The organism is Nodularia spumigena CCY9414, assembly GCF_000340565.2.
GTDB lineage: Bacteria > Cyanobacteriota > Cyanobacteriia > Cyanobacteriales > Nostocaceae > Nodularia > Nodularia spumigena.
In genome coordinates this window covers 783,518-808,958 of the sequence record NZ_CP007203.1, presented here as the reverse complement: position 1 = coordinate 808,958, position 25,441 = coordinate 783,518, and the positions used below count along the sequence as shown (strand labels likewise).

Genomic DNA, 25,441 nt, shown 5'->3' with positions numbered 1-25,441 from the left:
ATCGCGTCTCTATTCCTATCTAAAAAACTCAATATGAAAAACTGCTACTACAAAAACATCTCTTTTTCAGACCTAATTACTTGCTTTTTGTCTATGTAATTAACAAAAACTATTGACTTATGTAAATCAAATTGCAAAATATAATAAGTGATTATAATTCTGAGCATATAATTTGCCAGGTCTTACTGAATTACTGTAAGTATTTAGGGAGTAAATTACATGGCGAAGATAGAAATTTATAACTTGTATCCTAGTAATGAGCAACAGCTTCTTAATGAAATAACAGAAGGAGAAATCAAAACGGTGGAGGGACGTGAAGGAAGTACCGTCACAGCAGGTAACAGTGATATAAATGAACAACCTTTAGGAAATACGGTAGATCAAAATCTAGATAACCTTCTTTATCGCTTGAGAAATCAAATGGGTATAGTGATTTTTGGTGCTAGAAATCAATTCAATGAAAGATTAAATTCTTTTTAATTCATTTTGACATTTTTAATTATCATTAACTTCGACTATAATTAACCGAAATATAGACTATTTTTCAGATAAATTAATCTTTATATCACATAATTCATAGCCTCACAGGCTAAAGCCAGCATATAGCAATCCTATCTGATTTGCAAATACTAAGAGACTCACATACCCGGCTTCTTCAAGAACTTGGGTATTTTTCTTTTTGTCACTTATCTACATGATATAGGACTCCTATTTGATTTCTGTTGGCGTAGCCTGCGCTTTGCGCTTACAACTCAAAAAGCTGTTTCCCACGGACCACTCCCTACGGACCACTCCCCACCTACGCAAGTAAGTTCAAAATCCAAGCGGATTACTATAAATCTTCTGAGGTGGGCATCTTGCCCGCCCTTATCTACGATTTACTGTAAATCTGCATTTGGTATGTTGTAATTATTCAAATAAGTATTACTAGCAACTGAAACACATAATCTATCAGATCCAAATACTATTTTAAAAAAGACACAACTCTTGAATATATGTCTTTTCAAACAGGGTTTTAGCCTTGACTTTCTGATTTTGAATCAATAAAAATGACAGTATCAGTTAAGCAAACACAGATTGATTGCTTACCGATTTCATTTACCACCGACAAGTGCTTGAGGAGCTAATATGGCAAACATCAAATTGTTTGAACTAAACACCACTGGTTCTGAATTATTCCTAGATTCTGAGAGTTTTCTCAATGAATTGAACGATGTCGATTCTATTTCCGGTGGTAGTACCTCTAGTCAAGGTTACGACCAAGGCTATGGCTACAAAACAGTTAGTGGAATTTCAACATTAACTAAACTAGCCGAGGCATTTGTTACGGTTTATGCCATTGGTCATGTTACCGTGCTAGCCAAGTCATTCAGCCACGGATACTAATGGCTTCAGGTAACTAGTAAGCTATAGGGCTTTTTGGGGATTAAAGCTAATAAGTAATCTATGTGATTAACATGGACTTTCTTAATTATCAATAATCCCTGAGAGCTAACCAGCTTAAACAATTTTCTGTAAGCTTGCTTAATTGCGACAAGACTGTTAGGAGTAAATCATGGCTAATATTACACTGTCCGAACTACACGTTGCTGGTTCTGAATTATTCAACGATTCTGAAAGTTTCTTGAATGAATTCAGCGATGTAGATTCTATTTCTGGTGGTCAAGTTGGCTACGCTGGAGGAGTTAGCGACCCCACAACATTAATGAAGCTAGCTGAGGCATTTGTGACTGTATATGCTATTGGTCACGTTACCGTGTTAGCAAAATCATTCAGCGCAAGCAACGTTTAATAGTTCTGGATCACTACAGAGCTTGATGGTTTTCCAGGGATTAAAGGTAAAAAGCTATCTATGTGAATAACATGAGCTTTTGTTATTACCAATTATCCCTGTGGTCTAGCTAAATCTAAGCAATTTTCAGTTCATTACAACAAGTCTTTTAGGAGAAAATCATGGCAAATATTACACTGTCCGAACTACACGCTGCTGGTTCTGAATTGTTTCAAGATTCTGAAAGTTTTCTGAATGAATTCAGCGATGTAGATTCCATCTCCGGTGGTCAAATCGGCTACGGTGCTGGAATAGGCGCTCAAGTTGCTGTCAGTGATCCTACGACACTGACTAAGCTTGCTGGAGCATTTGTGACTGTATATGCCATTGGTCATGTAACTGTGTTAGCCAAGTCATTTAGTGGCATTTAATGACTTCGGGTAACTGCTGAAATTGATGGCTCTTTAGGAATTAAAGGTAAAAACTAATTTATGTGATTACCAATAATTCCTAAGAGCCGACTAGACACCATCTTGATCTTCACTGAAACTAACAAGTCTTCACAAGTTCACAAGTTCACAAGTCTTTTAGGAGTACATCATGGCTAATATCACTCTTTCTGAATTACACGCTGCTGGTTCTGAATTATTCCACGATTCTGAAAGCTTCTTGAATGAATTCAGCGATGTCGATTCTATCTCTGGTGGAGGAGCAGTTGCTGCTACAGGTGCTACCTACGTCGCCAGCAATCCTTTGACACTGACGAAGTTGGCTGAAGCGTTTGTAGTTGTATATGCGATTGAGCATGTCACAATCGTGGCTAAATCCTTCAGCATAACTGGTGTTTACTAGGTCTAGTTAACAACTGAAATAAATGGCTCTTTAGGGATGAAAGGTATTGTTTGATAATCAAACATCCCTAAGAGCCAGCCAAATTCAACGCTCTCGATTTTCACTGAAACCAACAAGTCTTCACAAGTCTTTTAGGAGTACATCATGGCTAATATCAAACTTTCTGAATTACACGCTGCTGGTTCTGAATTATTCCACGATTCTGAAAGCTTCTTGAATGAATTCAGCGATGTCGATTCTATCTCTGGTGGACAAGTTACCATCGCTACTGGTACTGTCGCTACAGGTGCTACCTACGTTGCTAGTAATGCTAGTACATTGACCAAGTTGGCTGAAGCATTTGTAATTACATATGCTGTTGAGCATGTCACAATCGTGGCTAAATCCTTCAGCATAACTGGTGTTTACTAGGTCTAGTTAACAACTGAAATAAATGGCTCTTTAGGGATGAAAGGTATTGTTTGATAATCAAACATCCCTAAGAGCCAGCCAAATTCAACGCTCTCGATTTTCACTGAAACCAACAAGTCTTCACAAGTCTTTTAGGAGTACATCATGGCTAATATCAAACTTTCTGAATTACACGCTGCTGGTTCTGAATTATTCCACGATTCTGAAAGCTTCTTGAATGAATTCAGCGATGTCGATTCTATCTCTGGTGGACAAGTTACCGTCGCTACAGGTGCTACCGTAGTCGCCGCCAGTAATCCTTTTACATTGACCAAGTTGGCTGAAGCATTTGTAATTACATATGCTGTTGAACACGTAACTATCTTGGCTAAATCCTTCAGCATAACTGGTGTTTACTAGGTCTAGTTAACAACTGAAATAAATGGCTCTTTAGGGATGAAAGGTATTGTTTGATAATCAAACATCCCTAAGAGCCAGCCAAATTCAACGCTCTCGATTTTCACTGAAACCAACAAGTCTTCACAAGTCTTTTAGGAGTACATCATGGCTAATATCAAACTTTCTGAATTACACGCTGCTGGTTCTGAATTATTCCACGATTCTGAAAGCTTCTTGAATGAATTCAGCGATGTCGATTCTATCTCTGGTGGACAAGTTACCGTCGCTACAGGTGCTACCTACGTCGCCAGCAATGCTAGTACATTGACCAAGTTGGCTGAAGCATTTGTAATTACATATGCTGTTGAACACGTAACTATCTTGGCTAAATCCTTCAGCATAACTGGTATTTACTAACTCTAGTTAACAACTGAAATCAATGGCTCTTTAGGGAGAAAAGGCATGATTTGATTACCCAAAATCCCTAAGAGCCAGCCAAATTCAACGCTCTCAAATTTTCACTGAAACCAACAATTCTTCACATGAAATCAATGGCTCTTTAGGGAGAAAAGGCATGATTTGATTACTAAAAATCCCCAAAGAGCCGACAAAATTCCGTAATTTACCATTTAATTCCACAAGTCTTTTAGGAGTAATTCATGGCAACTATCACTGTTTCTCAACTATACGCTACTGGCTCTGAACTGTTCGACGATTCCGAAAACTTTCTGAATGAACTGAGCGATGTCGATTCTAGCTCTCTGGGTGAATACAATGTTGTCGGTGGCATAATTACATTCACTGCATTAACTGGAACATTTGTCGGTACATATGCCATTGGTCATGCTACTTATGTGGCTAAGTCATATAGTCAACCATACTATGGGCATAGACGGCGCTTCTAGCTTTGTAGTTAATTATTAATCTTGATGGCTGTCTTGAGATAAAAGGTAAAAAGTAAGCAATTTTATCTGAAATAAAACCTCAGAATACAAAGTGAAGTGAAAGCAAAAAGTTCACAAATAATCTACAATTGCAAACTATTATCTTAATCTGGGTTATGAATACTAAGATACCCTAATAGCCAGCCAGATTGAAAAATATATGCTGTAATTCGACAATAGAATTGAAACTTAATTAAAATAAATATTTCGACAGTCGCCAAAATTGCTCAACCACCTAAATTAAATGTATTTAGTTTGGTAGTTATAAAAGATTGCAAATAAATAACAGTTTTATCTGAGTTGTGATAGCAGATTAGTTGACTAATGATTGAGGGAATTACTGAAACCAGGATAATTAACTCATTAATCAATAATTTGTCTAGGAATCAAGTAAATGGCAGGAATTATCATTTCCGAACTACACTCTACGAACTCAGAAAGCTTTTTAGTTGAAATAACAGATACGTGTTTCCTATCTATATATGGGGGTAATGAATATGCTTTGGACTATGCTTTCCATCAAATGCTGAATTTTAGTTATAGGCTGATGGATTTTATGTTATCAGCATTTGCTATCTACAGTATCGTGTCCCTAGCACAATCATTTATTACTACGACTGATTTTAACTTTGCACCTGTTCAGTTTACCCCGTTCTATTTATTGAATTCAAATTGAGATGATCACTCATAAAATGTTGTGTGCAATCAATGCTTGGATAGGAATTCTCTGGTTTTACAGTTTCTTGATTAACCAGGAACAAGTTTTCACATTACTGAGGAGTATTTAACGCTATGCCATTTTTATTAAGCTATCAAAATGTTTTTGATTACCTAATTCCCCTGGGATTATGTTCGGAAGAAGAACGTTCATTGAGTAATATTGAATTAAAACCTGCGAAAAACTTTAATTTATTACTCAGCTTATCAGAGGATAAAAAACTTCTAGTTAAGCAAGAGCGCCACAACCGAGAAGGAAAAACTGCGGGCGAGTTTGTGCAGGAATGGCGCATTCATGGGTTTTTGCAACAAAACCCAGAACTTAGCTATGTACGTCCTTTGCTTTCGGAAGCGGTACATTTTGATGCGGAAAATTCGATCATTATTTTCAACTATCTCAAGAATTATCGAGATGTGGCGGATTTCTACACTAAGGAGAATATTTATCCTACACAGGTGGCGACCAAAATTGGCACTATTCTGGCGTTAATTCATCGCGTCAGTGTTCAACGTCCTGAGTATCGGGAGTTCTTTGAAAATTCCCAGGATGGAGTAACTCCAGAGGCTCCTAAGCTCAATCAGAGAATGGATAGAATTACGCCGGAAATTTTTGGTAATGTTCCATCTGATGGGTTGAAATTCTTTGCTCTATATCAACGTTACGACAGTTTGGGTCAGGCGATCGCACAATTAGGAAATTCCTACACTCCCTACTGTTTGACTCATAACGACATGAAGCTGAACAACATTCTCATCTCCTTAAATTGGGAAGATGTGAATTTAAATAGCTCATCCTCAGACGAAAGCATGATTCGCTTAATTGACTGGGAACGCTGTTCTTGGGGAGACCCAGCTAACGATTTAGGCTCATTGCTCGCCAGCTACCTGCAATTGTGGCTGTATAGCGTAGTTGTCGGTAAAGGAATGGAAATTGAAGAATCTTTACGTTTAGCTACAACACCGTTACAAACACTCCGTCCTTCACTTGCTGCACTGGTTAAAGCTTATTTGGCTGAATTCCCCCAAATTCTAGAAGATCGTCCTGATTTCTTACAGCGAGTAGTGCAGTTTTGCGGTTTAGGCTTAATTCAATCTATTCAAGCCACACTCCAGCACGAAAAAACCTTTGGTAATCCTGGTATCAGTATGCTCCAAGTCGCCAAGAGTTTATTGTGTCGCCCAGAAGCATCTATACCAACTATTTTCGGTATGGATGCTTCGGATTTGACTCCCAAAAAATATTCATCTGCGACGAAGAGTCATTAGTCCTTAGTCCTTAGTCATTAGTTAACCACATCCACAAACCGCAGGGTATACACCCCGAATAACTAATGACTAGGACTACTTAATCAAAACGATTTTCACTCTACACGCTCTCTTCAACGCGATGAATCGGGTCTCTACAATCTTTTCAACACACTCTCTTATTTACAGGTAATCTCTTATGCAACTATTAGATTCGCTACAAACACAACTAGCTAATATTCCTGAGCCTTTGCAGACATCAATACAAGACATTATTCATAAGGTTGAAATCGTTTCTCATTATTGTATTAAGCACCCAAACTATAAAAGCGTAGAATTAACTGAGCAAGCAGTTTCTCGCTTTCAAAAATTGCCTTTAGACCTCCAGAACAAGTATTTAGGTGTGCAACTGCGTAGTTTTCTTTATGGTGTCTACTATAACGGTTCTTTAAAAGAGGATCTCAATCTCGCATCAGATGGAGAGTCAAAAAATGTTGCATTAAATCAGGATTTAGAAAATAATAGCTTTTTGGGTGTAGATATCGGTTTTTATGACCGCTTACATGAAAGCAACAGAGGTGAAGGCTACTTCAGTAATGATTGGTTGGTAGTTAAAGAAGAAACAGATGGTGCTTTGGCTGTGCATAAGGGTGGTTTAACTGTACATATTGAGCGCGATATTCACTTACGACAAGAAGATAAAGCTGTAACTATCGGTAGTTTAGTTCCGATCAAATTGCCTAAAAATGTGGTACAAAATGGGTTCTATATGGCAGTTGGTAATGAAGCTGCTCATGGTGATCAAGAAATAGTACGGATTTACTTTAATTTATCTCCAGACGGTGCTGTGGCTGTGATGGATGGGTTGACTACAAAACTCAATGCTCTGCCAATTTCCTTCACGTTTAAAGCACTCTATAATCCTACTGATTATGGACGTTGTGATTCAGCAGTGCTTTACTTTGATAAACATAATTATGAAGTTGTTCGCCCAGTATTAGAAAGGGTATATACAGAAAATCAATCACATTTTGCTGATTCAGTGCCTTTGTTTACTAAATTACTTGCGCCGGGGTTAGCTCTGGCGGAAGAACCAAATAGCAAATTTACAGATAGGGAAAGTTTTGGGATGAACCGTTGTCAAATTATTGCTAATGCTTTGCTTGATGTTTGGCAGCAAGATAATGATACGCCAGCAGGTAGGTTAGAATCTATTCTGAAACATTTCTCTATGCTGGAAATTGAATTGCAATGTCCTTATCTCAATCCCCATTCTGAAGATATCTTTACTTCTTTGCAGTTTTAATATTGGAACCTCACCCCAACCCTCTCCTTAGTAAGGAGAGGGAGCCGGAATTTCGTTTTTCCATTCTTCTGTAAGCCAAAATCCCATAAATAAATTGAACTTGCACATTTGCGATGCTCCCGATAAATAGTCTATTTAACTTGATGGAATAGCGCAACAAAACTTCACCCTGCTTTTGCTGGGAATTTTTGTTGCGTAATTTATTCAGGACTTACGCACAAGTTACGAAAGAATGAACCACGTAAAGCCTACGGCATAGCTTCTCTACGAGACGCTCCGCGTTAGCGGAGCTTTCGCTTTAGCGATACGCTTATGGCGCTAGCCTCTCCCCTTGGGAGAAGAACACGTAAAGCCTTCTCTACGAGAGGCTTGTCTGCGACACGCTACGCGAACGCCAACGGCATAGCTAGAGCCTCCGGCACGCTACCGCGAACGCTTACCGCGTTAGCGTCTCCCCTTCTCCCAAAGGGAGAGGCTAGCGCCAAGGGAGAAGGAAAGAAGGTTTGAGAGATATTTTGCGTAAGTCCTAACAATAAAACATCTTATTATATCAATCAAGATGAATGGGAAGATTTGATAAAAGAGGAAATAATTGAATATGCCATAGCTGATGCGAGTTTAGAAGTGCTAAATGGCAATTATAGTCGTTCTGAATTATCAGTAATGCTGAATAAACAGCAACTTTTAACTACAGCCATTAAATTTCTATCTTTAACTTATATAGGACTCCTATTTGATTTCTGTTGGCGTAGCCTGCGCTTTGCGCTTACAACTCAAAAAGCTGTTTCCCACGGACCACGGACCACCTACGCAAGTAAGTATGGCTACGCCACGCAAGCTATCAAAAATCAAAGCGGATTACTATAGTTATTCGCCAAAAGAATTACCAATAATTATGGATGATTATCTTCGTCAATTACCTGGAGGCGAAACTTGGATTTATAGATTAGGTCATTGAAATTGCTTAGAGTTGCGAAAAACTTAGGACATAGGGCGGGATGGCGTTGTACAAACCAAGTGGTTTTGACATGATCACAAATGGTGTTCATACTTCAAATCAGCAACGCCGGCGGGATTATCCCGCCACTACTATTAATCGAAATGTTTGATAATTGCGTCGGCAAATTCAGAACATTTTAAGGGTTCTACTGGTGGTTCTAGTAACCGGGCTAAATCGTATGTAACTTGACTATGAGCGATCGCCTGTCCTAAACCTTTTTTTACCAGGTCTGCGGCTTCTTGCCAACCCATAAATTCCAGCATCATCACACCAGAAAGAATGACAGAACCGGGATTAATTCGATCTAAGCCAGCGTGTTTCGGTGCAGTCCCGTGGGTAGCTTCAAATACGGCACAGGCATCGCCTATATTTGCCCCTGGCCCCATGCCTAAACCGCCGACAATGGCCGCAGCCGCATCAGACAAATAATCGCCGTTTAAGTTCATTGTGGCGAGGATAGAATACTCATCTGGTCTGGTTTGGATTTGTTGAAAAATACTATCAGCAATCCGGTCATTGACCATGATTTTGGCTTTCCATTGACCGTTTCCGTGGGTTTCCCAAATTGTGCTGAGAACAGTTTCGACTTCCTGGACAATTTGCGCTTTTTTCTCTGGTGTCAGGGAATCATAACCTGGGTCAACTTCACGGGCGTTATCTTCGGGGGAAATATCAGGATTTTTTTCTTTATTAATTAAAATCCAAGATTCCCGTTCAGTCACGCATTGGCTGCGAAATTCACTGGTTACTAATTCATAACCCCAATCACGGAAAGCGCCTTCAGTATACTTCATAATATTGCCCTTATGCACCAGTGTTACCTGTTGCTTGTCTTTAGGCAATAACAAAGCGTGTTTCATCGCTCTGCGTACTAGGCGCTGAGAACCTGTTTTGCTGATGGGTTTGATACCAATACCAGCATCGAGGGGAATCTGCTTTTTCCCATGTTCTGGGGTAGCAGGGATGAGTTCTTCATTGAGAATTTTAATTAAGCGATCGCCGATTTCACTTCCCTGCTTCCACTCAATTCCCAAATAAATATCTTCCGTATTTTCCCGATAAACAATCACATCCAGTTTTTCAGGATTTTTGTGAGGCGAGGGTGTACCTGCATAATATCGGCAAGGACGCACACAGGCATATAAATCAAAAATTTGCCGTAGCGCCACGTTTAAAGAGCGAATCCCACCGCCCACGGGGGTAGTCAAAGGCCCCTTAATCGCTACACCATATTCTTTAATTGCTGTTAAAGTATCTTGAGGCAAATACTGATAAGTACCGTATAAATCACAAGCTTCATCACCAGCATAAACCTTAAACCAACTGATTTGACGCTGACCTTTGTATGCTTTAGCTACCGCCGCATCTAGCACCTTTTGGGTAGCAGGCCAGATATCTATACCTGTGCCATCGCCCCGAATAAAGGGGATAATTGGATTATCAGGGACAATCGGTTCACCATTTTTAAAGGTGATTTTTGTTCCAGTTGTGGGGGGGATAATCTTGTCGTACATATTTCAAACACTCCTGAAGGATACGCCACCCGCCAAAAAATCTGGCTTTGACAGGCTGGTTAATTTTACTGTGTCTTTTGTTCACCAAGTCATGAGGCGCAGATTTTCCCCTTATTCCCGTTATACAGTCTTTGGGGTTAAGCTATTGAATTCAGTGAAGCGATTGCAATTTTGTACGATTGCCTTCGGCACTGCGCGCAGCGCAATCAAAAATAGTAAACTACTTTTCGCTATCAGTACTTCATCTGGGAAAATACCCGATAGCCCATCGCTTTTTCACGCTCACGCTAACACGATTAATGGCATGACAGACCAAATGATTTTATCAGGCACTGCTGACATCGACTCCCTTCGACAATCGTTAATCACTGGGTCTGTTCAAGTCCAACAGCAAATCATCCCACAGTTGGCTAACTTGGGCGACGAGGGATTAGATGTGTTGATGGAATTTTTACAGCAACGACGTGAACACCCAGCGACTTGGATCGATGGTAAAGCTTACCAAGTCCTCTATAACTCTGATGCACCTCAAGTTAAAGAATTTCTGCTTGACTGTTTTCCTGAAGGAATTGTACCTCTAAAATCAGAGTGCGGGATTAATTATAATCCTTTGCAACAGTTACTGGCTATGCAAGACTTCCAAGCTGCTGATCTCATGAGTATCCAAAAAATGTGTGAACTAGCAGGGCCAATGGCTGTACAAAGAAAATGGTTATATTTTACGGAAGTCGAAAACGCCCCAATTGTTGACTTACAAACGATTAACAACCTCTGGTTAGTCCATTCAGAAGGTAAATTTGGCTTTTCGGTACAGCGCGAAATTTGGTTGAGTTTAGGCAAAAACTGGGAAAGTTTATGGCCGAAAATTGGCTGGAAAAGCGGTAATAACTGGACACGCTACCCAAACCAGTTTACCTGGGATTTGAGCGCCCCTAAAGGTCATTTACCCCTGTCTAATCAACTGCGGGGGGTACGGGTCATGGCTTCGTTATTGTCTCACCCTGCTTGGTCTAAGAGTACCAAAAATTGATAGTCTTAGAAGGAGTAGACTCGCCTTTATCCGCAGAAATTCAAACTGGAAATTTTAAATTGGCTCATGGCAAAAGTTCATTTAGAAGATATTAGGCGTAGATTTAACAATGTCACTGCTATTGAGGACATTAGTTTTGAGATTCCTGATGGAGAGTTTTGGGTTTTAGTCGGACCGTCGGGTTGTGGTAAGTCTACAATTTTACGCACGATCGCCGGGTTGGAATCGGCGACATCTGGTAATCTGTTTATTGGCGATCGCTTGGTCAATAATATCCCCGCTAGACAGCGTGATATAGCGATGGTATTCCAGAATTACGCCCTGTATCCCCACATGACGGTGGCGGAAAATATCGCTTTTGGCTTAAAAATGCGGAAAGTTGACCCCAAGATTATTCAAGAACGCGTGGTGAATGTGGCGCGCTCGCTTTCTCTCGAACATCTACTAGACCGCAAACCCAAACAACTTTCTGGGGGACAGCAACAACGGGTAGCATTAGGACGAGCGATCGCCCGTGAACCACAAGTATTTTTACTTGATGAACCTTTGTCTAATTTAGATGCCCAGTTGCGAGATGATACTAGGGCAGAGTTGAAACAGTTACATCAACAATTAGGCATTACCACGATCTATGTCACTCACGATCAAGTTGAGGCGATGACCTTGGCTGATAAAATTGTGGTGCTAGATCGGGGTAGGATTCAGCAAATTGGTGATCCTCAAAGTATTTATGCACTTCCCGCTAATCACATGGTGGCGACTTTTTTGGGGAATCCTCCCATGAATATTTTACCTGCTATCTACAAAAATGATGTTTTTGATGTGAGTGGACAATCGTTGGCGGTTCCAGCAGTTGTCAGGGAAAAAGTGCAGTTACGTCAGGGTCAAAGTTTTGATTTGGGAATTCGTCCCGAACATATTACAATTAAGATTGACGAACCGCCAAGTCGCCCGCGCGCAGCGATGCCCGACAGGGCTGTAGTACGCCAAGAGGAAGAGTTGGGAGGGTTATCGGTTGAGGTGAAGGTGGTGGAACCTTTGGGAAGGGAAACTTTGATTCGTGCGAGTTTACCCGGTTCAATGGGGGTGATTAATATTCAGACATCTGCTGATGTTCGTCCCCGTCCAGGCGATCGCTTGTCTTTGCAACTTGATTTAAACCAGTTGTTTGTCTTTGACACCGCAACTGGTGACAGAATCTCACCGGAATAATGGCGATCGCCTGAGTAGAAAATTCAGCTAGACAAGTTTAAATCCTGTCGCATTCAGGATTTCTTTGTCGCCTTGCTTCACAATGAGGGTGGGAGAACCATTTCCATCTTCAGTAATCGGTTGTGACAAAATGTATCTATAATCTCCATTCACCCAACCAGTCACACATCTACCATCCCGACAGCTAACTTTACCACCTGTTAAGTTGATACAATTGCCTTGAGCATCACATCCTTTATAGGTGAGATTTCCCGTATTGTTCACCCCTGACCAAGAATTTCTATTACCAATGGTAATTGTCCACTTACCATTACTGTAAGTAGATGAATTACTTGATTGGGGAGGAGTTGGTGATTGTTTATCTTTAAATCCTGTCGCATTCAGGATTTCTTTGTCGCCTTGCTTCACAATGAGGGTGGGAGAACCATTTCCATCTTCAGTAATCGGTTGTGACAAAATGTATCTATAATCTCCATTCACCCAACCAGTCACACATCTACCATCCCGACAGCTAACTTTACCACCTGTTAAGTTGATACAATTGCCTTGAGCATCACATCCTTTATAGGTGAGATTTCCCGTATTGTTCACCCCTGACCAAGAATTTCTATTACCAATGGTAATTGTCCACTTACCATTACTGTAAGTAGATGAATTACTTGATTGGGGAGGAGTTGGTGATTGTTTATCCAAAATTTCCATTTGGGAAATTATCGATTCTTGACGACTTTTACCGCAGGGTTCATTACTTTCGCAATCATTTAATGATGCGATTTCATAAGAAGCGCGTACCTTCTTATTTAAATATTTTTCGGATTCTGCACACAGTTCAAAAGACGCACCATCACGAAATTCTTTTCCCTGTTCATCTACTAGCGTCGCGTAGCAGATAATATCGCCAGTAACTAATTCTTTAACTGTACCAATTTTGGGTTGTTTGTTAACAACTGATTTCGTTTGATTATTAGCTTGATTGCTGCTAGAACTGCTATTGACTACCTCAGTTGTCTTTGGTGGACTTTTAGGATCTACCTGGGCAGTATTAGTTCCATTAGAATTTACTGTAGAACTCTTTGGTGTAGATGAAGTAGTTTCATTAGAATTTACTGTAGAATCATCTAGTTGAGATTCGGATTGTATTGTTTCCACATTATTAGTCGTAGTGTCCCGTACAGTATCAGTAGGGGAAGTACCACAACCCGTAATTAGGATTGAGGAAACAATTAATGCAATTGTGGGGATTAACTTGTTCATATGTTTTCAGACTCTCAATTTATCGATTTCGGTTCCCATATAAATCAACTACAGCCTTCAAATCCAGATTTTTGCACTCAGTAATAAAAGTTAACAAAAGCATTTATCGCCTTAACTAACCGAGGTCAGGATTTATCTGTGTTTATCTGTGTCCATCTGTGTTCAACTAATTCTTGGTGTATTTCATTGAAGTTATAGCAAGAAAAAGGTTGTTAGGACATAGGAAAAGTCTCAAACCCAGTCACAGCAGGTCTTTCACTTTTGACTTTTGCTATACATGGTGGGTTACGCTGTTGTAACCCACCCGAAAATTTATAGTTGTTTGCGGCTGAATATAGGAAATTTGTTAACCGACTGGCTGAGGCTGAGATTTTGCCAACTCACCAGGAGTAAATGCCCCATTTTCCGTAATTATAGCCGTAATTAACTCAGCAGGGGTAACATCAAAAGCAGGATTGTAAAAATCAACCCCCGAAGGTGTCAGCATAGTCTCGCCCACTTGGTAGATTTCCTCTGGGTGACGCTCCTCAATGGGAATTTTGCTACCATCAGCTAAGGCAAAATCGACGGTAGAAAAAGGAGCTGCCACAAAGAAAGGGATATGATGGGCTTGAGCTGCGATCGCTACACTATAAGTCCCAATTTTATTCGCAGTATCACCATTAGCAGCAATGCGGTCAGCACCCACAACTACAGCATGAATTAAACCCTGCTTCATACAATGAGCCGCCATGCTATCAGTAATTACCGTAACGGGAATACCTTCTTGAACACATTCCCAAGCCGTAAGTTTTGCCCCTTGTAACCGAGGACGAGTTTCATCAGCAAACACACGTTCTAAACGCCCTTCCCGCCACGCAGAACGGACAACACCCAAAGCCGTACCATAACCAGCCGTAGCCAACGCCCCAGCATTGCAGTGAGTCAGAATCCGCAGCTTTTCAGGAGTGCTAGGTAACGCTGTCAAACCATGATCACCAATCGCCTGACAGGTTTGTAAATCCTCAGCATTAATCCCTTGGGCTGTTTGCAAAAGATGCTCTTTAATTTCCGCCACAGTTCCCAAACTTTCGTAAGCAGTTTTCATCATCCGGCTAATCGCCCAAAATAAATTAACTGCTGTGGGGCGAGTAGAACGCAACAACTCGGCCACCCTTTCCAAACCTGATAAAAACTCATGGTGATTTTCCGCCGTAATTTCCCGCGCCCCCAGATACATACCATAAGCAGCAGCCACCCCAATAGCAGGCGCACCTCTGACAATCATCGTCTTAATCGCCCGTGCCATATCCTCACTACGGTGAATCTGCACCACAGTATACTCACCAGGTAAACGAGTTTGATCAATCAAAGAAACCGAATCATTTTGCCAAATAACAGGATAAAGCATAAAAAACCAGATAAATAACTCAACTCCTACTCTCTGCGCCTGGTGCGCCTGGTGCGTGAAACTTCCTACTGAGGAAAATACGCTATAATCATTGCTACTTGAGGATGACTACGAGCGATCGCTTCCGGCGCATGACCCAGAAGAGAAAACAACTGAGTTTTTTGTTCAACAGTACCATTTAACACCAGCAGGTCATTAGATTTGAGTAACCGAGAAACTTGGCGGACAAAATTACCTCGCACCTTGAGAATCGGTGTATCTGGCGGTAGTTCAAGACCAGTAAGTTCCACAGTTGCACCTCTGACTGCTACAACGTGTAATAGTTGTAAGGTGGCTTTGAGTTCCGTCGCCAGGCTTTTAGCTAATTCGATACTTTGCTTAAAAGAACTAGCGTAAGTCTGTTGAGTCGTGAAAGCGATAAAGACGCGCCCTGTATGTTCAATTGGTAATGGGAATCGACTGACTAAAACTGGTACAGAACTGCGATTCACAATTTTGTCAATCACACCGCCAAATAAATTTTCCTCATAAGTAGAGTAACCCTTCCAACCGCAGACAATCACACTAGCTTGTTGTTCTTCTGCTACACGGGCAATACCCTTATCAATTGATTCATCAATGCGACCAATGGGCGTAACATTGGTAACAGCAGCATGGGCAATCATTTCCGCAGTTGATAATAATTGGTTTTGTCTGGTTTTATCCTCTGGGGAAATAGTGGAATTTTGCTCTAGTAAAATGTGGAGGGGTAGCAGAGTTCCTTTAGCGGATTTTGCCAGGAGAATTGCCAACTGTAGGAGATTATCTTCAGTTCTGGGGTTAGCAACTGGGACTAAAACGCGATCGCCAATGGTTCCTGTCTTCGGGTTTTGAGTCGTCGCTTCTCCGGGCTTAATTTTTTGTCCCCATTGCGCTGTCACCCAAGGAGAAGCAACACAAGTCACTAAAATCATGGCGATAGTGCCATTTACAGTTAATTGGTCAACCAACTCGATATTATAAGCAACAGTAATCGCCGCTAGAGTAGAAGCAGCTTGAGCTACCGATAGCCCAAACATCACCATAATATTGTCAAAATTGAAGCCAAATAACTTACCCGCACCCCAAGCCGGGATAAACTTAGAGCCAAGAGCAACAGTCACCATCACACCTGATACTACAAGCGATCGCGGTTCTTGAATTAAAATCATAGGATTAACCAACATCCCTACAGAAATCAGGAAAAATGGCACAAACAGCGTATTACCGATAAATTGAATCCGATTCATTAAAGGGCTAAGTTGCGGTATCAGTTGAGTAATCGCAACTCCAGCTAAAAAAGCCCCAATAATTGGTTCAATTTGGATTAATTCTGCGGCGTAGGAAACAACAAACAAACTAGCTAAAACAAAGGTAAACTCTGCCCCTTCGTCATGTCCAAAGCGTTGAAAAAACCAACGTCCCAGGCGAGGTAATCCCCACAGAATCAGGAAGGTGTAGATAATCAGAGAGGGAATTAGAAATAGCCAAAACTGTAAAGTTAAATTGCCTTCATGCGCTCTTACCACCACCGCTAACACTAAAAGTGCCAAAATATTAGTGATTAACGTCCCTCCCAGAGTGGTAGTCATTACCTGCGATCGCATAATACCCAGTTTACTGGCTACAGGCAATGCTAGCAGGGTATGGGAGGCGAAACAGGATGCAACCAAAACAGCCGGCAATAAATCGTAGCCGATAGCCATCATGGCTCCAGTACCCAATACCATAGGTACTAGAAAAGTAGCCAAGCCAAAGATCACAGCCTTATCAGCATTATATTTCATGTCATCCAGGCTAGTTTCCAGTCCCGCCATGAACATGAGAAATAATAAACCGACTGTACCCAGTAGCACAATTGTATTATCTCGTGCCAACAATCCCAGCCCATTGGGACCGACTACGACCCCAGCCAAAATTAAGCCCACAATTCCAGGTAGCCGAATTTTCTCAAATAACAGGGGAGCGATGAGCATAATCCCCAAAATCATCAAAAACACAGGTACGGGGTCTTTAATGGGTGTTGATATGAGGGTAGTCATTAATAAATCAGTCATGTCCTGCCCTTGGGTTGCGATATCTACGATAAGCTACGCTAGTGCATCTGGTCTCATAAATGTTTGTCAGAATTTGCACTGACTCAAATATTAATACTTTCTCAAAACTCTATAAAACTAAGACTAATTTGAGCGCTATCTTTTGCCATCAAAGAAATTATCTAATTTTCCCGCTTAATGCCGATAAATGACACAAAAAAAGGTGAGTTATCCCCACCCTTCTTGCTCAATAATTTAACAACTAGGCATAAATCAACCCAGTTATTTTTAGTTAATAGTTCTAGCCCTAGACAACAGGAGATGCTTGCTTTGCAAAGAAAGCAGCCATTACTCTTTCCGCTATTTGACGACTCGTTAAACCTAATTCCGCCTTAGATTCATCAGGTGTCGCATGGTCTACCAATATATCTGGTACACCAATCCGCTTGACAGGAACCACAACATCTGCATCTAGTAATGCTTCCGCCACAGCCGAACCAAAACCACCCATTACACAACCTTCTTCCAAAGTGACAACCCGGCCGATTTGCTTCGCCAAAGGCAAAATTAATTCTGTATCCAAAGGCTTGACAAAACGAGCATTAATCACAGTGGCTTCAATGCCATGTTCGCTGAGAATTTCCGCAACTTGCATACTGGGATATACCATAGTCCCGTAACCGATGAGTAACACATCATCACCGTTACGCAGAATTTCTGCTTTACCAATTTCTAAAGGTTCCCAGCCTTCTTCCATCAAAGGAACACCGTAACCGTTACCACGGGGGTAACGCATGGCAATTGGTCCACTTGTATGGTTAACGCCAGTTACTACCATACGTTGCAATTCCGCTTCGTCTTTGGGTGCCATCATCACCAGATTGGGAATACAGCGCAGATACGCAATATCATACATACCTTGGTGTGTGGGACCATCAGCACCAACAATTCCCGCCCTGTCTAAACAGAAGAACACAGGTAGGTTTTGAATACAAACATCATGAACTATCTGGTCGTAAGCCCGTTGAAGGAAGGTGGAGTAAATAGCCGCTACAGGACGCATTCCTTCACTAGCCATCGCCGCAGCTAAGGTGATAGCGTGTTGTTCCGCAATACCAACATCAATATATTGATTGGGTAGTTTAGTTTGGAGTTTATCTAAACCTGTTCCCGTAGCCATTGCGGCGGTAATGCCCACAATTTTGGGGTTTTGTTCCGCCAATTTGACTAAAGTGTGGGAAAAAACTTTGGCGTAAGCGGGGGGTTTGGGCTTCGTTGAGGGAACCGCTTTACCTGTGGTTAAGTTAAATGGGCTTTGGGCATGGTAGCCTACTTTGTCGAGTTCGGCGATTTCGTAGCCTTTACCTTTAACTGTAATCACATGGACTAAAACTGGCCCTGTCATCTCATGTGCTTGGTTGAATGTGGCAATTAATTCTTCTAAATTATGCCCATCTACTGGCCCCATATAAGTAAAGCCTAGTTCTTCAAAGACTGCACCAACTTTGGGAACTGCTAAACGTTTCATTCCTTCTTTGATGCGTCCCAGTTCGGGAGACAAAGATTCGCCAACAAAGGGAATTTGCTTAAACTGTTCTTGAAAATTATCTTTGATAAACTGCACGGGTGCGCTGAGGCGCATTTTATTAAGGTAGCGAGGAATTGCGCCGACGTTGGGAGAGATGGACATCTCGTTGTCGTTGAGAACCACCAGCAGTTTTGTTTTAGGTAAGTGTCCCGCATGGTTGATGGCTTCTAAAGCCATACCACCAGTTAAAGCACCATCACCAATTACGGCTACTGATTTAAATTTTTCTCCTTTCAACTCTCCCGCTAAAGCCATACCCAATGCTGCGGAAATACTGGTTGAAGCGTGTCCAGCACCAAAGTGATCGAATTTGCTTTCACACCGTTTGAGATAACCAGCAACGCCGGCTTTTTGTCTGAGGGTATGAAAGTCGTTGTAGCGTCCTGTCAGCAGTTTGTGGGGATAAGCTTGATGTCCCACATCCCAAATGACTTTATCCCGATCCAAATCCAGTGTCTGGTAAAGTCCTATTGTTAACTCTACAACTCCCAACCCAGGGCCGAGATGTCCCCCACTTGTGGCTACGGTTTGTAGGTGCTTTTGTCGAATCTGATGGGCGATTTGTTGCAATTGTGGGATCGACAAACCATGCAACTGGTTAGGATGTGTGATTTCACTCAGATGCATATTATAGGGTGTTCCTCTCTAAACTCTACTTCTAACATTCTTTGATTTTCCCACGGTGGGGATGCCTCGATAATTATTTAGTCATTGGTCAATCAATTTTAGATTTTAGATTTTAGATTTTAGATTAGACTGCAATCTAAAATCGCTTTCTCCAAAATCCAAAATTCTTTACGGACCACTCCCCACACTCCCCTGCTTCTTCTCCCCACTCCCCACTAATGGCATTTCTGGTTGTGGCTGCTGTCTTTGTAAATATTGACTCAATAAATAAGCCATGTCTCCACGGGTCATGGGGCGTAATGGGGAAATGTTATTTTGGGCATCTGTGTTAATAAATCCTTCAGCAACTACTGTGGCGATCGCTCTTCTGGCCCATACTGGAATTGATACTGCATCTGGATGCGGCTCAAGTATTTCATTTACGGTACTATCACCAAATTGAAATACACCATAAGCTTGGGCAAAAATCGCCATACCTTCTGCCCTTGTTACTCTTTGATTAGGAAAGAATAAATTGCCTCGATATCCTTTCATAATGTCAGTTTTAAGAACTGTCTGAATATCATTAAATGCCCAATGGGAACGGGGAACATCTGGCACGGTTTTCGACTCTTGTTGTTTAACAGCTTCGCGTTGCTCTAGGTTAAATGCTTTCACCAAAATGGCAGCTAATTCTGCACGACTAATCATCCTTTCTGGATAAAAGTTTCCATCAGGTGAATTCGTCATTAACTTAGCTGTAATTACCTGTTGAATTTCTTCAGAATGCAATTTTTCACTTGGTTCTAGCGCTTTAGCAACACTTAATGGCAAGTTTTGCAGTAGTAATACTAAGGAAAGAGTACTTAGCAACTTTCGCATATTGTTCATGATTTTGATTTTGCTACTTTGCATCTACAAGCAAATGAGAGACTCACCTTGGTGGGTGATGCTCAGAATATTGACTTGAACTGATTGACGCGTTTTCGCTTGACAAAGTTGCCATTATTAGGTAAAGAAGTAATCTGACGGTTTTTAGTTAATAAATCATGTCTCACTAATTATGTGGGTGGGCAATTTTTGCTAATTTGAATTTAATCAAGCTAGCTCTTTTTTGATTCAGCCTGCATAGTCTATATTAACTAACTTTATTGGTACATTTCAGATTATTAGTGTTCAGATTAAATCTAAAATTTTCCTAATTTCAAATGTCAAGTTAGTTTTATAGTCACTACAGAATAAACCCTCACAGTAGGGGGGTAAGAATTTATCACTGAAGATGCACGATTGAAATCAAGTAATCATTATAACGAGATTCAAAATAATTTTACGTGGTATTAAATTTGATATTGAAGCCAGACAAATATTATAACCTAACTGCTTTTATGCGGTTGTGTCGTTGGTAAATCTGGTATTTTGCGGAAATAATGAGAAATTTTGGGTGAGTGAATTAGGAATTGCCGAGGATGTAGTATAGTCGGCCGTGATAGAGCATTTAGTCAATATTTCAGGAGTTTTGGGATGAGCGCAACAGCAGACCCAGTAAAGTTAATGAAGCAAGAAGTTGGCAAGGCGGCGGCGGCTCTGGTAAAATCAGGGTCGATTGTCGGTTTGGGTACAGGGTCAACTACAGCTTATACAATTCAGTTTTTAGGCGATCGCATCAAATCCGGTGAACTTAAAGATATAGTGGGTATTCCTACCTCTTTTCAATCAGAAGTGCTGGCGAAAGAATACGGCGTACCTCTGACCACCTTAGATGCTGTTGACCACATTGATATTGCCATTGATGGGGCTGATGAAGTTGACCCCCAGAAGAATTTAATCAAAGGCGGTGGTGCGGCACATACCCGCGAAAAAGTAGTAGATTACTTAGCAGAGCAATTTATCGTCGTGGTTGATAGTGGTAAATTAGTCGAGCGCTTGGGTTCTACTTTTGCCGTACCTGTAGAAGTGATACCTATGGCCATTACCCCTGTTACCAACGCCATTAAAAAACTCGGCGGTAAACCAGAACTCCGCATGGGTGTGAGAAAAGCCGGTCCAGTAATTACCGACCAAGGTAACTTTGTATTAGATGTCAGATTTGACTCTATTGATGACCCTGTTAACCTAGAGAAAACACTGAATAATATTCCTGGTGTTTTAGAAAACGGCATCTTCGTCAATTGTGTAGATGTAGTTCTAGTAGGCGAAGTTATAGACGGTCAGCCCTTAGTACGTCAACTGTAAGACTGGGAACTGGGTGAAAATTTTGCTCATCTCCCCATCTCTTTTGTGGAACAGGCATCTTGCCTGTTCTGGGGGAACCAGTAGTTCACCCCACAATATTTATGCTAGAACTTACGCAAAAACTCTCTTAAACCCTCTTGACTCGGTGTACTCTGTGCCTCTGTGGTATGCGCTACGCGCACGCTACGCGAACGTTTTCCCATAAATTTGCCTAAGTCCTATATCCTATATGCTTATGCACAAAATTAGCTCTGTCACAGTTAATTTTTTTGATAAATCGCACCGGATTTCTATATAAATTACAGTTAAATACCGTAACCGCACGTTGTAAAATTAGGCGATGACAAAACCGCACTCCACCGTAATTCCCTCTTGCACTTGGAGCCGTCCCATCGGTTTAGGCTGGGACAAGCCCTACACTGTTCGCTACGCTAGTAATATTGATGATGGCCCTTGGCACGGTATGCCTTTAGGTGGCTTTGGTGCGGGTTGTATCGGTCGTTCTTCACGAGGAGACTTTAATCTGTGGCACATTGACGGCGGTGAACATACGTTTCAAAATATCCCCGCTTGTCAATTTAGTGTATTTGAATCTGATGGGACATCGGCTCAAGCTTATGCTTTGGCTACAGAAGCGCCAGAAAATGGTAGTCTCTCAGCTTGGAAATGGTATCCAGCATCTACAGCTACACAGTCAACAGGAACTTATCACGCCTTATATCCTCGTAGCTGGTTTGTCTACGAAAATGTCTTGCAAGCACAGTTAACCTGTGAGCAGTTTTCCCCAATTTGGGCAGAAAATTATCAAGAATCTAGCTATCCGGTGGCGGTGTTTAACTGGAAGGCTCATAACCCCACAAATGCACCGATTACGCTGAGTATTATGCTGACTTGGCAAAATATGGTGGGCTGGTTTACTAATGCGCTCAAGTCTCCAGAAGTGCGGATACGGGATGATGGTAGTCCGGTTTATGAATATCAGCCACGTTTAGGCGATAGTCAAGATAATTATAATTGTATCACAGAAAATACAGAAAACTTTAGTTGTTTTTGTAGCCGAGTTGTTGATGATGACTCAGTAGCAGAAGGCGATGGTAGTTGGTGTATTGCGACTATCAAACATCCCCAGTTTAAAGTATTTTATAATACTTGCTGGAATCCTGCTGGTACTGGGGCAGATGTGTGGGAAACCTTTGCTGCTGATGGTTCTTTAACTAATTATCAAGATGCTACTCCCGCGTTAGAAAATACACAAATCGGGGTAGCGATCGCCCTGCGTTTCACTCTCCAACCAGGGGAAACTTTAGCCATTCCTTTTGTCCTGTCTTGGGATTTTCCGGTAACAGAATTTGCAGCCGGAATTAATTATTACCGCAGATATACTGACTTTTTTGGGCGTGGTGGTGATCATGCTTGGGCGATCGCCTCTACAGCCCTGACTCAATATCAAACTTGGTATAAAAATATAGAAAATTGGCAACAGCCGATTATTGACAGAGAAGATTTACCCGACTGGTTTAAAATGGCTTTATTTAATGAGCTATATGACCTCACAAGCGGTGGAACTCTCTGGAGTGCAGCCTCAGAACTTGACCCCATTGGGCAATTTGCCGTCCTGGAATGCTTAGATTATCGTTGGTACGAAAGTCTCGATGTGCGGTTATATGGTTCTTTTGGGCTACTGCACTTGTTCCCGGAACTGGAAAAATCAGTAATTCGCGCCTTTGCCAGAGCAATTCCCCATAGTGATAATCACCAGCGTGTCATAGGCTATTATTATACCATCGGGGCGGATACCACAACCGCAGTTCGTAAAGTTGCAGGTGCAACACCCCACGATTTAGGCGCACCGAATGAACACGTTTGGGAAAAAACAAATTATACCTGCTATCAAGATTGCAATTTGTGGAAGGATTTGGGTAGTGATTTTGTCTTGCAGGTATACCGAGATTTTCTGCTAACTGGTGCTGATGATGTCCAGTTTTTGGCAGATTGTTGGGCGGGAATTGTGCAAACTCTCGACTATCTGAAAAGCTTTGATTTAGACGGTGATGGGATTCCTGAGAATTCTGGCGCACCTGACCAAACTTTTGATGATTGGCGGTTACAGGGGGTGAGTGCTTATTGTGGCGGGTTGTGGTTAGCGGCTTTAGAAGCTGCGATCGCAATTAGTGATATTTTATTAACGAACCACAGAGGCGCAGAGGACACAGAGGAGTTAGGACAGAGGTATCGGGTTTGGTTGGCGCAGTCGCGTACTATTTATCAAGAAAAGCTCTGGAATGGTCAGTATTTCCGCTTGGATAGTGAGAGTGGTTCTGATGTGGTGATGGCGGATCAATTGTGTGGACAATTCTATGCGCGTTTATTGGGATTGCCTGATATTGTACCAAGCGATCGCGCTTTATCTGCTTTACAAACTGTTTATCATGCTTGCTTTGTTAAGTTTTGTAACGGTGAGTTTGGCGCGGCTAACGGTGTGCGTCCTGATGGTTCAGCAGAAAACCCCAATGCTACCCATCCTCTGGAAGTCTGGACAGGGATTAATTTTGGATTGGCGGCTTTTCTTGTACAAATGGGAATGCAGGATGAAGCATTGAAGTTAACAGGCGCTGTAGTCCAGCAAATTTATCACAATGGCTTACAATTCCGCACACCGGAAGCTATCACCGCATCTGGGACTTTCCGTGCTAGTACTTATCTACGGGCGATGGCTATTTGGGCAATTTATCTGGTTATCGATGCTAAAAAGCACATCCTACATAGTGACACTAATACAGTCTGAAAAATAGCAGATAGCATTTTCCGTTGCATTAATTCCCACAATTCGGCTGCTTAAATCCCTAATTTTACAGGCTTTATCTGTAAGGAGTTAACAAGCTTTTTTGCTGAACTTTAATTTAGAAATTCCCACTCCACCTGCAAACAAAACACCTAAAACAGTATTTGGTTCTGGTATAGATTGTGGGTTAGTACTAATAGCACCATTGACTTGGAGTTGTACATCGTCATAACTCAAATCCCCACCGTTTTGATCATCTTCAAAAGTAGCATTGATTACTCCTAGTTTAATCGTTGCTAAACCTGCATGGATAATATTATCAGGGTTGCGATCTGCTGAACCTAAGAAGTAAGTTTGGTCATTATTCGGGACATATATGCCGAAAAATAGTTCTTGTCCAGAGGGAAATATACCTAAATTGACGGTTTTACCAACCTCTTTATTAGTACCAATAGGCGTGAATGCTCCATTGGGGTCAAGTGAACTAAATAGTCTTAATTCACTGATAAATGAAGTATTGGGGTTACCTTCTAGAATTGTTGCTTCTACGTTACCTCCGGTGGCAAAAATTTGTTCGCCCAGGGTATATTCAATACCGCCTATAGTTATTGCTTGAGCAGAAGCAACACTTCCTAGAAGCATAAATGTAGCTCCAGTTGTTGCCATTGCTAAGTTTTTCAAAAAAGTGGTTGTTGTCATAAAATGTAAACACTTATGGAACTAGTAATTGAGTTTTTCCAGTTTTGGTATAAACAATCTTAAAGTATCTGTCTGTAAAATAAAGACCCTAGCAAATGACTTAACAAAAAAAATACACATAAATATTGTTGATAAAGGTAGTAATTATTTAAAACGGCTCAAATTCAAAGGGTTTGAGGTCATACCAAACACAAATTTCAGCTTCACAATGTCTTTGTGTATATTCCAATACGAATATAGATGCAGAGCAATACAGATGTTTTACCGTACCGCTCCTCATTCGTATACTGTCTCCAGCCCCAACACTCAGCATTTCCAATTTTTGGATTTATTTTCCGGGTGTTTCATGAACCAAAAGAACATATAACTAGGGTTAAAAAAAGATTTCCAATACTTACGAATTAAAACTGCTAGTTGCCACAATACAAAGGTGACTAATTTTCGTCATACCAAGAT

At 41.2% G+C, this 25,441-nt stretch carries 23 protein-coding genes; 16 read left to right on the top strand and 7 right to left on the bottom strand.

Annotated elements, in window-relative coordinates; translation table 11 throughout:
• Positions 1-219: 219 nt before the first annotated feature.
• The 12 genes from NSP_RS03645 to NSP_RS03585 all read left to right on the top strand — a co-directional run bounded on the left by NSP_RS03645 (position 220) and on the right by NSP_RS03585 (position 8,491).
• The gene (locus tag NSP_RS03645) at positions 220-480 is read left to right on the top strand and encodes a hypothetical protein (protein ID WP_006195652.1); all 261 of its coding nucleotides are present in this window, start codon (positions 220-222) and stop codon (positions 478-480) included.
• 648 nt (positions 481-1,128) lie between these two features.
• Complete coding sequence (locus NSP_RS03640) at positions 1,129-1,386, top strand: hypothetical protein (RefSeq protein ID WP_006195651.1); 258 nt, start codon at positions 1,129-1,131, stop codon at positions 1,384-1,386.
• Between the two features lie 169 nt (positions 1,387-1,555).
• Positions 1,556-1,792 (top strand): hypothetical protein, encoded by a 237-nt coding sequence (locus tag NSP_RS03635; RefSeq protein ID WP_006195650.1) that lies wholly within the window; start codon positions 1,556-1,558, stop codon positions 1,790-1,792.
• A 161-nt stretch (positions 1,793-1,953) separates the two neighbouring features.
• On the top strand, positions 1,954-2,202 hold the full coding sequence (locus NSP_RS03630; RefSeq protein WP_006195649.1) for a hypothetical protein: 249 nt from the start codon (positions 1,954-1,956) through the stop codon (positions 2,200-2,202).
• Between the two features lie 169 nt (positions 2,203-2,371).
• The gene (locus NSP_RS03625) at positions 2,372-2,623 is read left to right on the top strand and encodes a hypothetical protein (protein WP_006195648.1); all 252 of its coding nucleotides are present in this window, start codon (positions 2,372-2,374) and stop codon (positions 2,621-2,623) included.
• Positions 2,624-2,767: 144 nt separating this feature from the next.
• The gene (locus NSP_RS03620) at positions 2,768-3,034 is read left to right on the top strand and encodes a hypothetical protein (protein ID WP_006195646.1); all 267 of its coding nucleotides are present in this window, start codon (positions 2,768-2,770) and stop codon (positions 3,032-3,034) included.
• 144 nt (positions 3,035-3,178) lie between these two features.
• Complete coding sequence (locus NSP_RS03615) at positions 3,179-3,433, top strand: hypothetical protein (protein WP_006195645.1); 255 nt, start codon at positions 3,179-3,181, stop codon at positions 3,431-3,433.
• A gap of 144 nt (positions 3,434-3,577) precedes the next feature.
• Entirely contained in the window at positions 3,578-3,829 is a 252-nt protein-coding gene (locus NSP_RS03610) for a hypothetical protein (protein WP_006195644.1), read from the top strand.
• A gap of 242 nt (positions 3,830-4,071) precedes the next feature.
• A complete protein-coding gene (locus tag NSP_RS03605) occupies positions 4,072-4,317 on the top strand; it encodes a hypothetical protein (protein ID WP_006195642.1) in 246 nt (81 codons plus the stop codon).
• An 831-nt stretch (positions 4,318-5,148) separates the two neighbouring features.
• Entirely contained in the window at positions 5,149-6,339 is a 1,191-nt protein-coding gene (locus tag NSP_RS03600) for a phosphotransferase (RefSeq protein ID WP_006195641.1), read from the top strand.
• Positions 6,340-6,517: 178 nt separating this feature from the next.
• Positions 6,518-7,624 (top strand): T3SS effector HopA1 family protein, encoded by a 1,107-nt coding sequence (locus NSP_RS03595; protein WP_006195640.1) that lies wholly within the window; start codon positions 6,518-6,520, stop codon positions 7,622-7,624.
• 573 nt (positions 7,625-8,197) lie between these two features.
• The gene (locus NSP_RS03585; protein WP_006195639.1) at positions 8,198-8,491 is read left to right on the top strand and encodes a hypothetical protein; all 294 of its coding nucleotides are present in this window, start codon (positions 8,198-8,200) and stop codon (positions 8,489-8,491) included.
• Between the two features lie 225 nt (positions 8,492-8,716).
• Here NSP_RS03585 and NSP_RS03580 read toward each other — a convergent pair whose 3' ends face one another.
• Positions 8,717-10,138, bottom strand: coding sequence for an NADP-dependent isocitrate dehydrogenase (locus tag NSP_RS03580; protein ID WP_006195638.1), 1,422 nt, complete (start codon positions 10,136-10,138; stop codon positions 8,717-8,719).
• Between the two features lie 304 nt (positions 10,139-10,442).
• Between NSP_RS03580 and NSP_RS03575 the strand changes: the two genes are divergently transcribed.
• Entirely contained in the window at positions 10,443-11,168 is a 726-nt protein-coding gene (locus NSP_RS03575; protein WP_042201971.1) for a GUN4 domain-containing protein, read from the top strand.
• A gap of 66 nt (positions 11,169-11,234) precedes the next feature.
• Positions 11,235-12,380: an ABC transporter ATP-binding protein gene (locus NSP_RS03570; protein WP_006195636.1), complete on the top strand. Its 1,146-nt coding sequence runs from the start codon at positions 11,235-11,237 to the stop codon at positions 12,378-12,380.
• Positions 12,381-12,407: 27 nt separating this feature from the next.
• Here NSP_RS03570 and NSP_RS03565 read toward each other — a convergent pair whose 3' ends face one another.
• From NSP_RS03565 to NSP_RS03545, 5 genes are all read right to left on the bottom strand, one after another.
• The gene (locus NSP_RS03565) at positions 12,408-13,634 is read right to left on the bottom strand and encodes a hypothetical protein (protein WP_006195635.1); all 1,227 of its coding nucleotides are present in this window, start codon (positions 13,632-13,634) and stop codon (positions 12,408-12,410) included.
• 346 nt (positions 13,635-13,980) lie between these two features.
• A complete protein-coding gene (gene mtnA, locus NSP_RS03560) occupies positions 13,981-15,024 on the bottom strand; it encodes an S-methyl-5-thioribose-1-phosphate isomerase (RefSeq protein ID WP_006195634.1) in 1,044 nt (347 codons plus the stop codon).
• 65 nt (positions 15,025-15,089) lie between these two features.
• A complete protein-coding gene (locus NSP_RS03555) occupies positions 15,090-17,099 on the bottom strand; it encodes a cation:proton antiporter domain-containing protein (RefSeq protein ID WP_006195633.1) in 2,010 nt (669 codons plus the stop codon).
• 286 nt (positions 17,100-17,385) lie between these two features.
• Complete coding sequence (dxs, locus tag NSP_RS03550) at positions 17,386-19,293, bottom strand: 1-deoxy-D-xylulose-5-phosphate synthase (RefSeq protein WP_006195632.1); 1,908 nt, start codon at positions 19,291-19,293, stop codon at positions 17,386-17,388.
• Positions 19,294-19,461: 168 nt separating this feature from the next.
• Complete coding sequence (locus NSP_RS03545) at positions 19,462-20,154, bottom strand: S-layer homology domain-containing protein (RefSeq protein ID WP_231859585.1); 693 nt, start codon at positions 20,152-20,154, stop codon at positions 19,462-19,464.
• A gap of 639 nt (positions 20,155-20,793) precedes the next feature.
• On the opposite strand from NSP_RS03545, the gene rpiA reads away from it, so the two are divergent.
• Both rpiA and NSP_RS03535 read left to right on the top strand, forming a co-directional pair.
• Complete coding sequence (gene rpiA / locus NSP_RS03540; RefSeq protein ID WP_006195630.1) at positions 20,794-21,504, top strand: ribose-5-phosphate isomerase RpiA; 711 nt, start codon at positions 20,794-20,796, stop codon at positions 21,502-21,504.
• A 340-nt stretch (positions 21,505-21,844) separates the two neighbouring features.
• Entirely contained in the window at positions 21,845-24,289 is a 2,445-nt protein-coding gene (locus NSP_RS03535) for a GH116 family glycosyl hydrolase (RefSeq protein WP_006195629.1), read from the top strand.
• Between the two features lie 87 nt (positions 24,290-24,376).
• On the opposite strand, the gene NSP_RS03530 is transcribed toward NSP_RS03535, so the two are convergent.
• Positions 24,377-24,985 (bottom strand): hypothetical protein, encoded by a 609-nt coding sequence (locus NSP_RS03530; RefSeq protein WP_006195628.1) that lies wholly within the window; start codon positions 24,983-24,985, stop codon positions 24,377-24,379.
• Positions 24,986-25,441 lie beyond the last annotated feature (456 nt).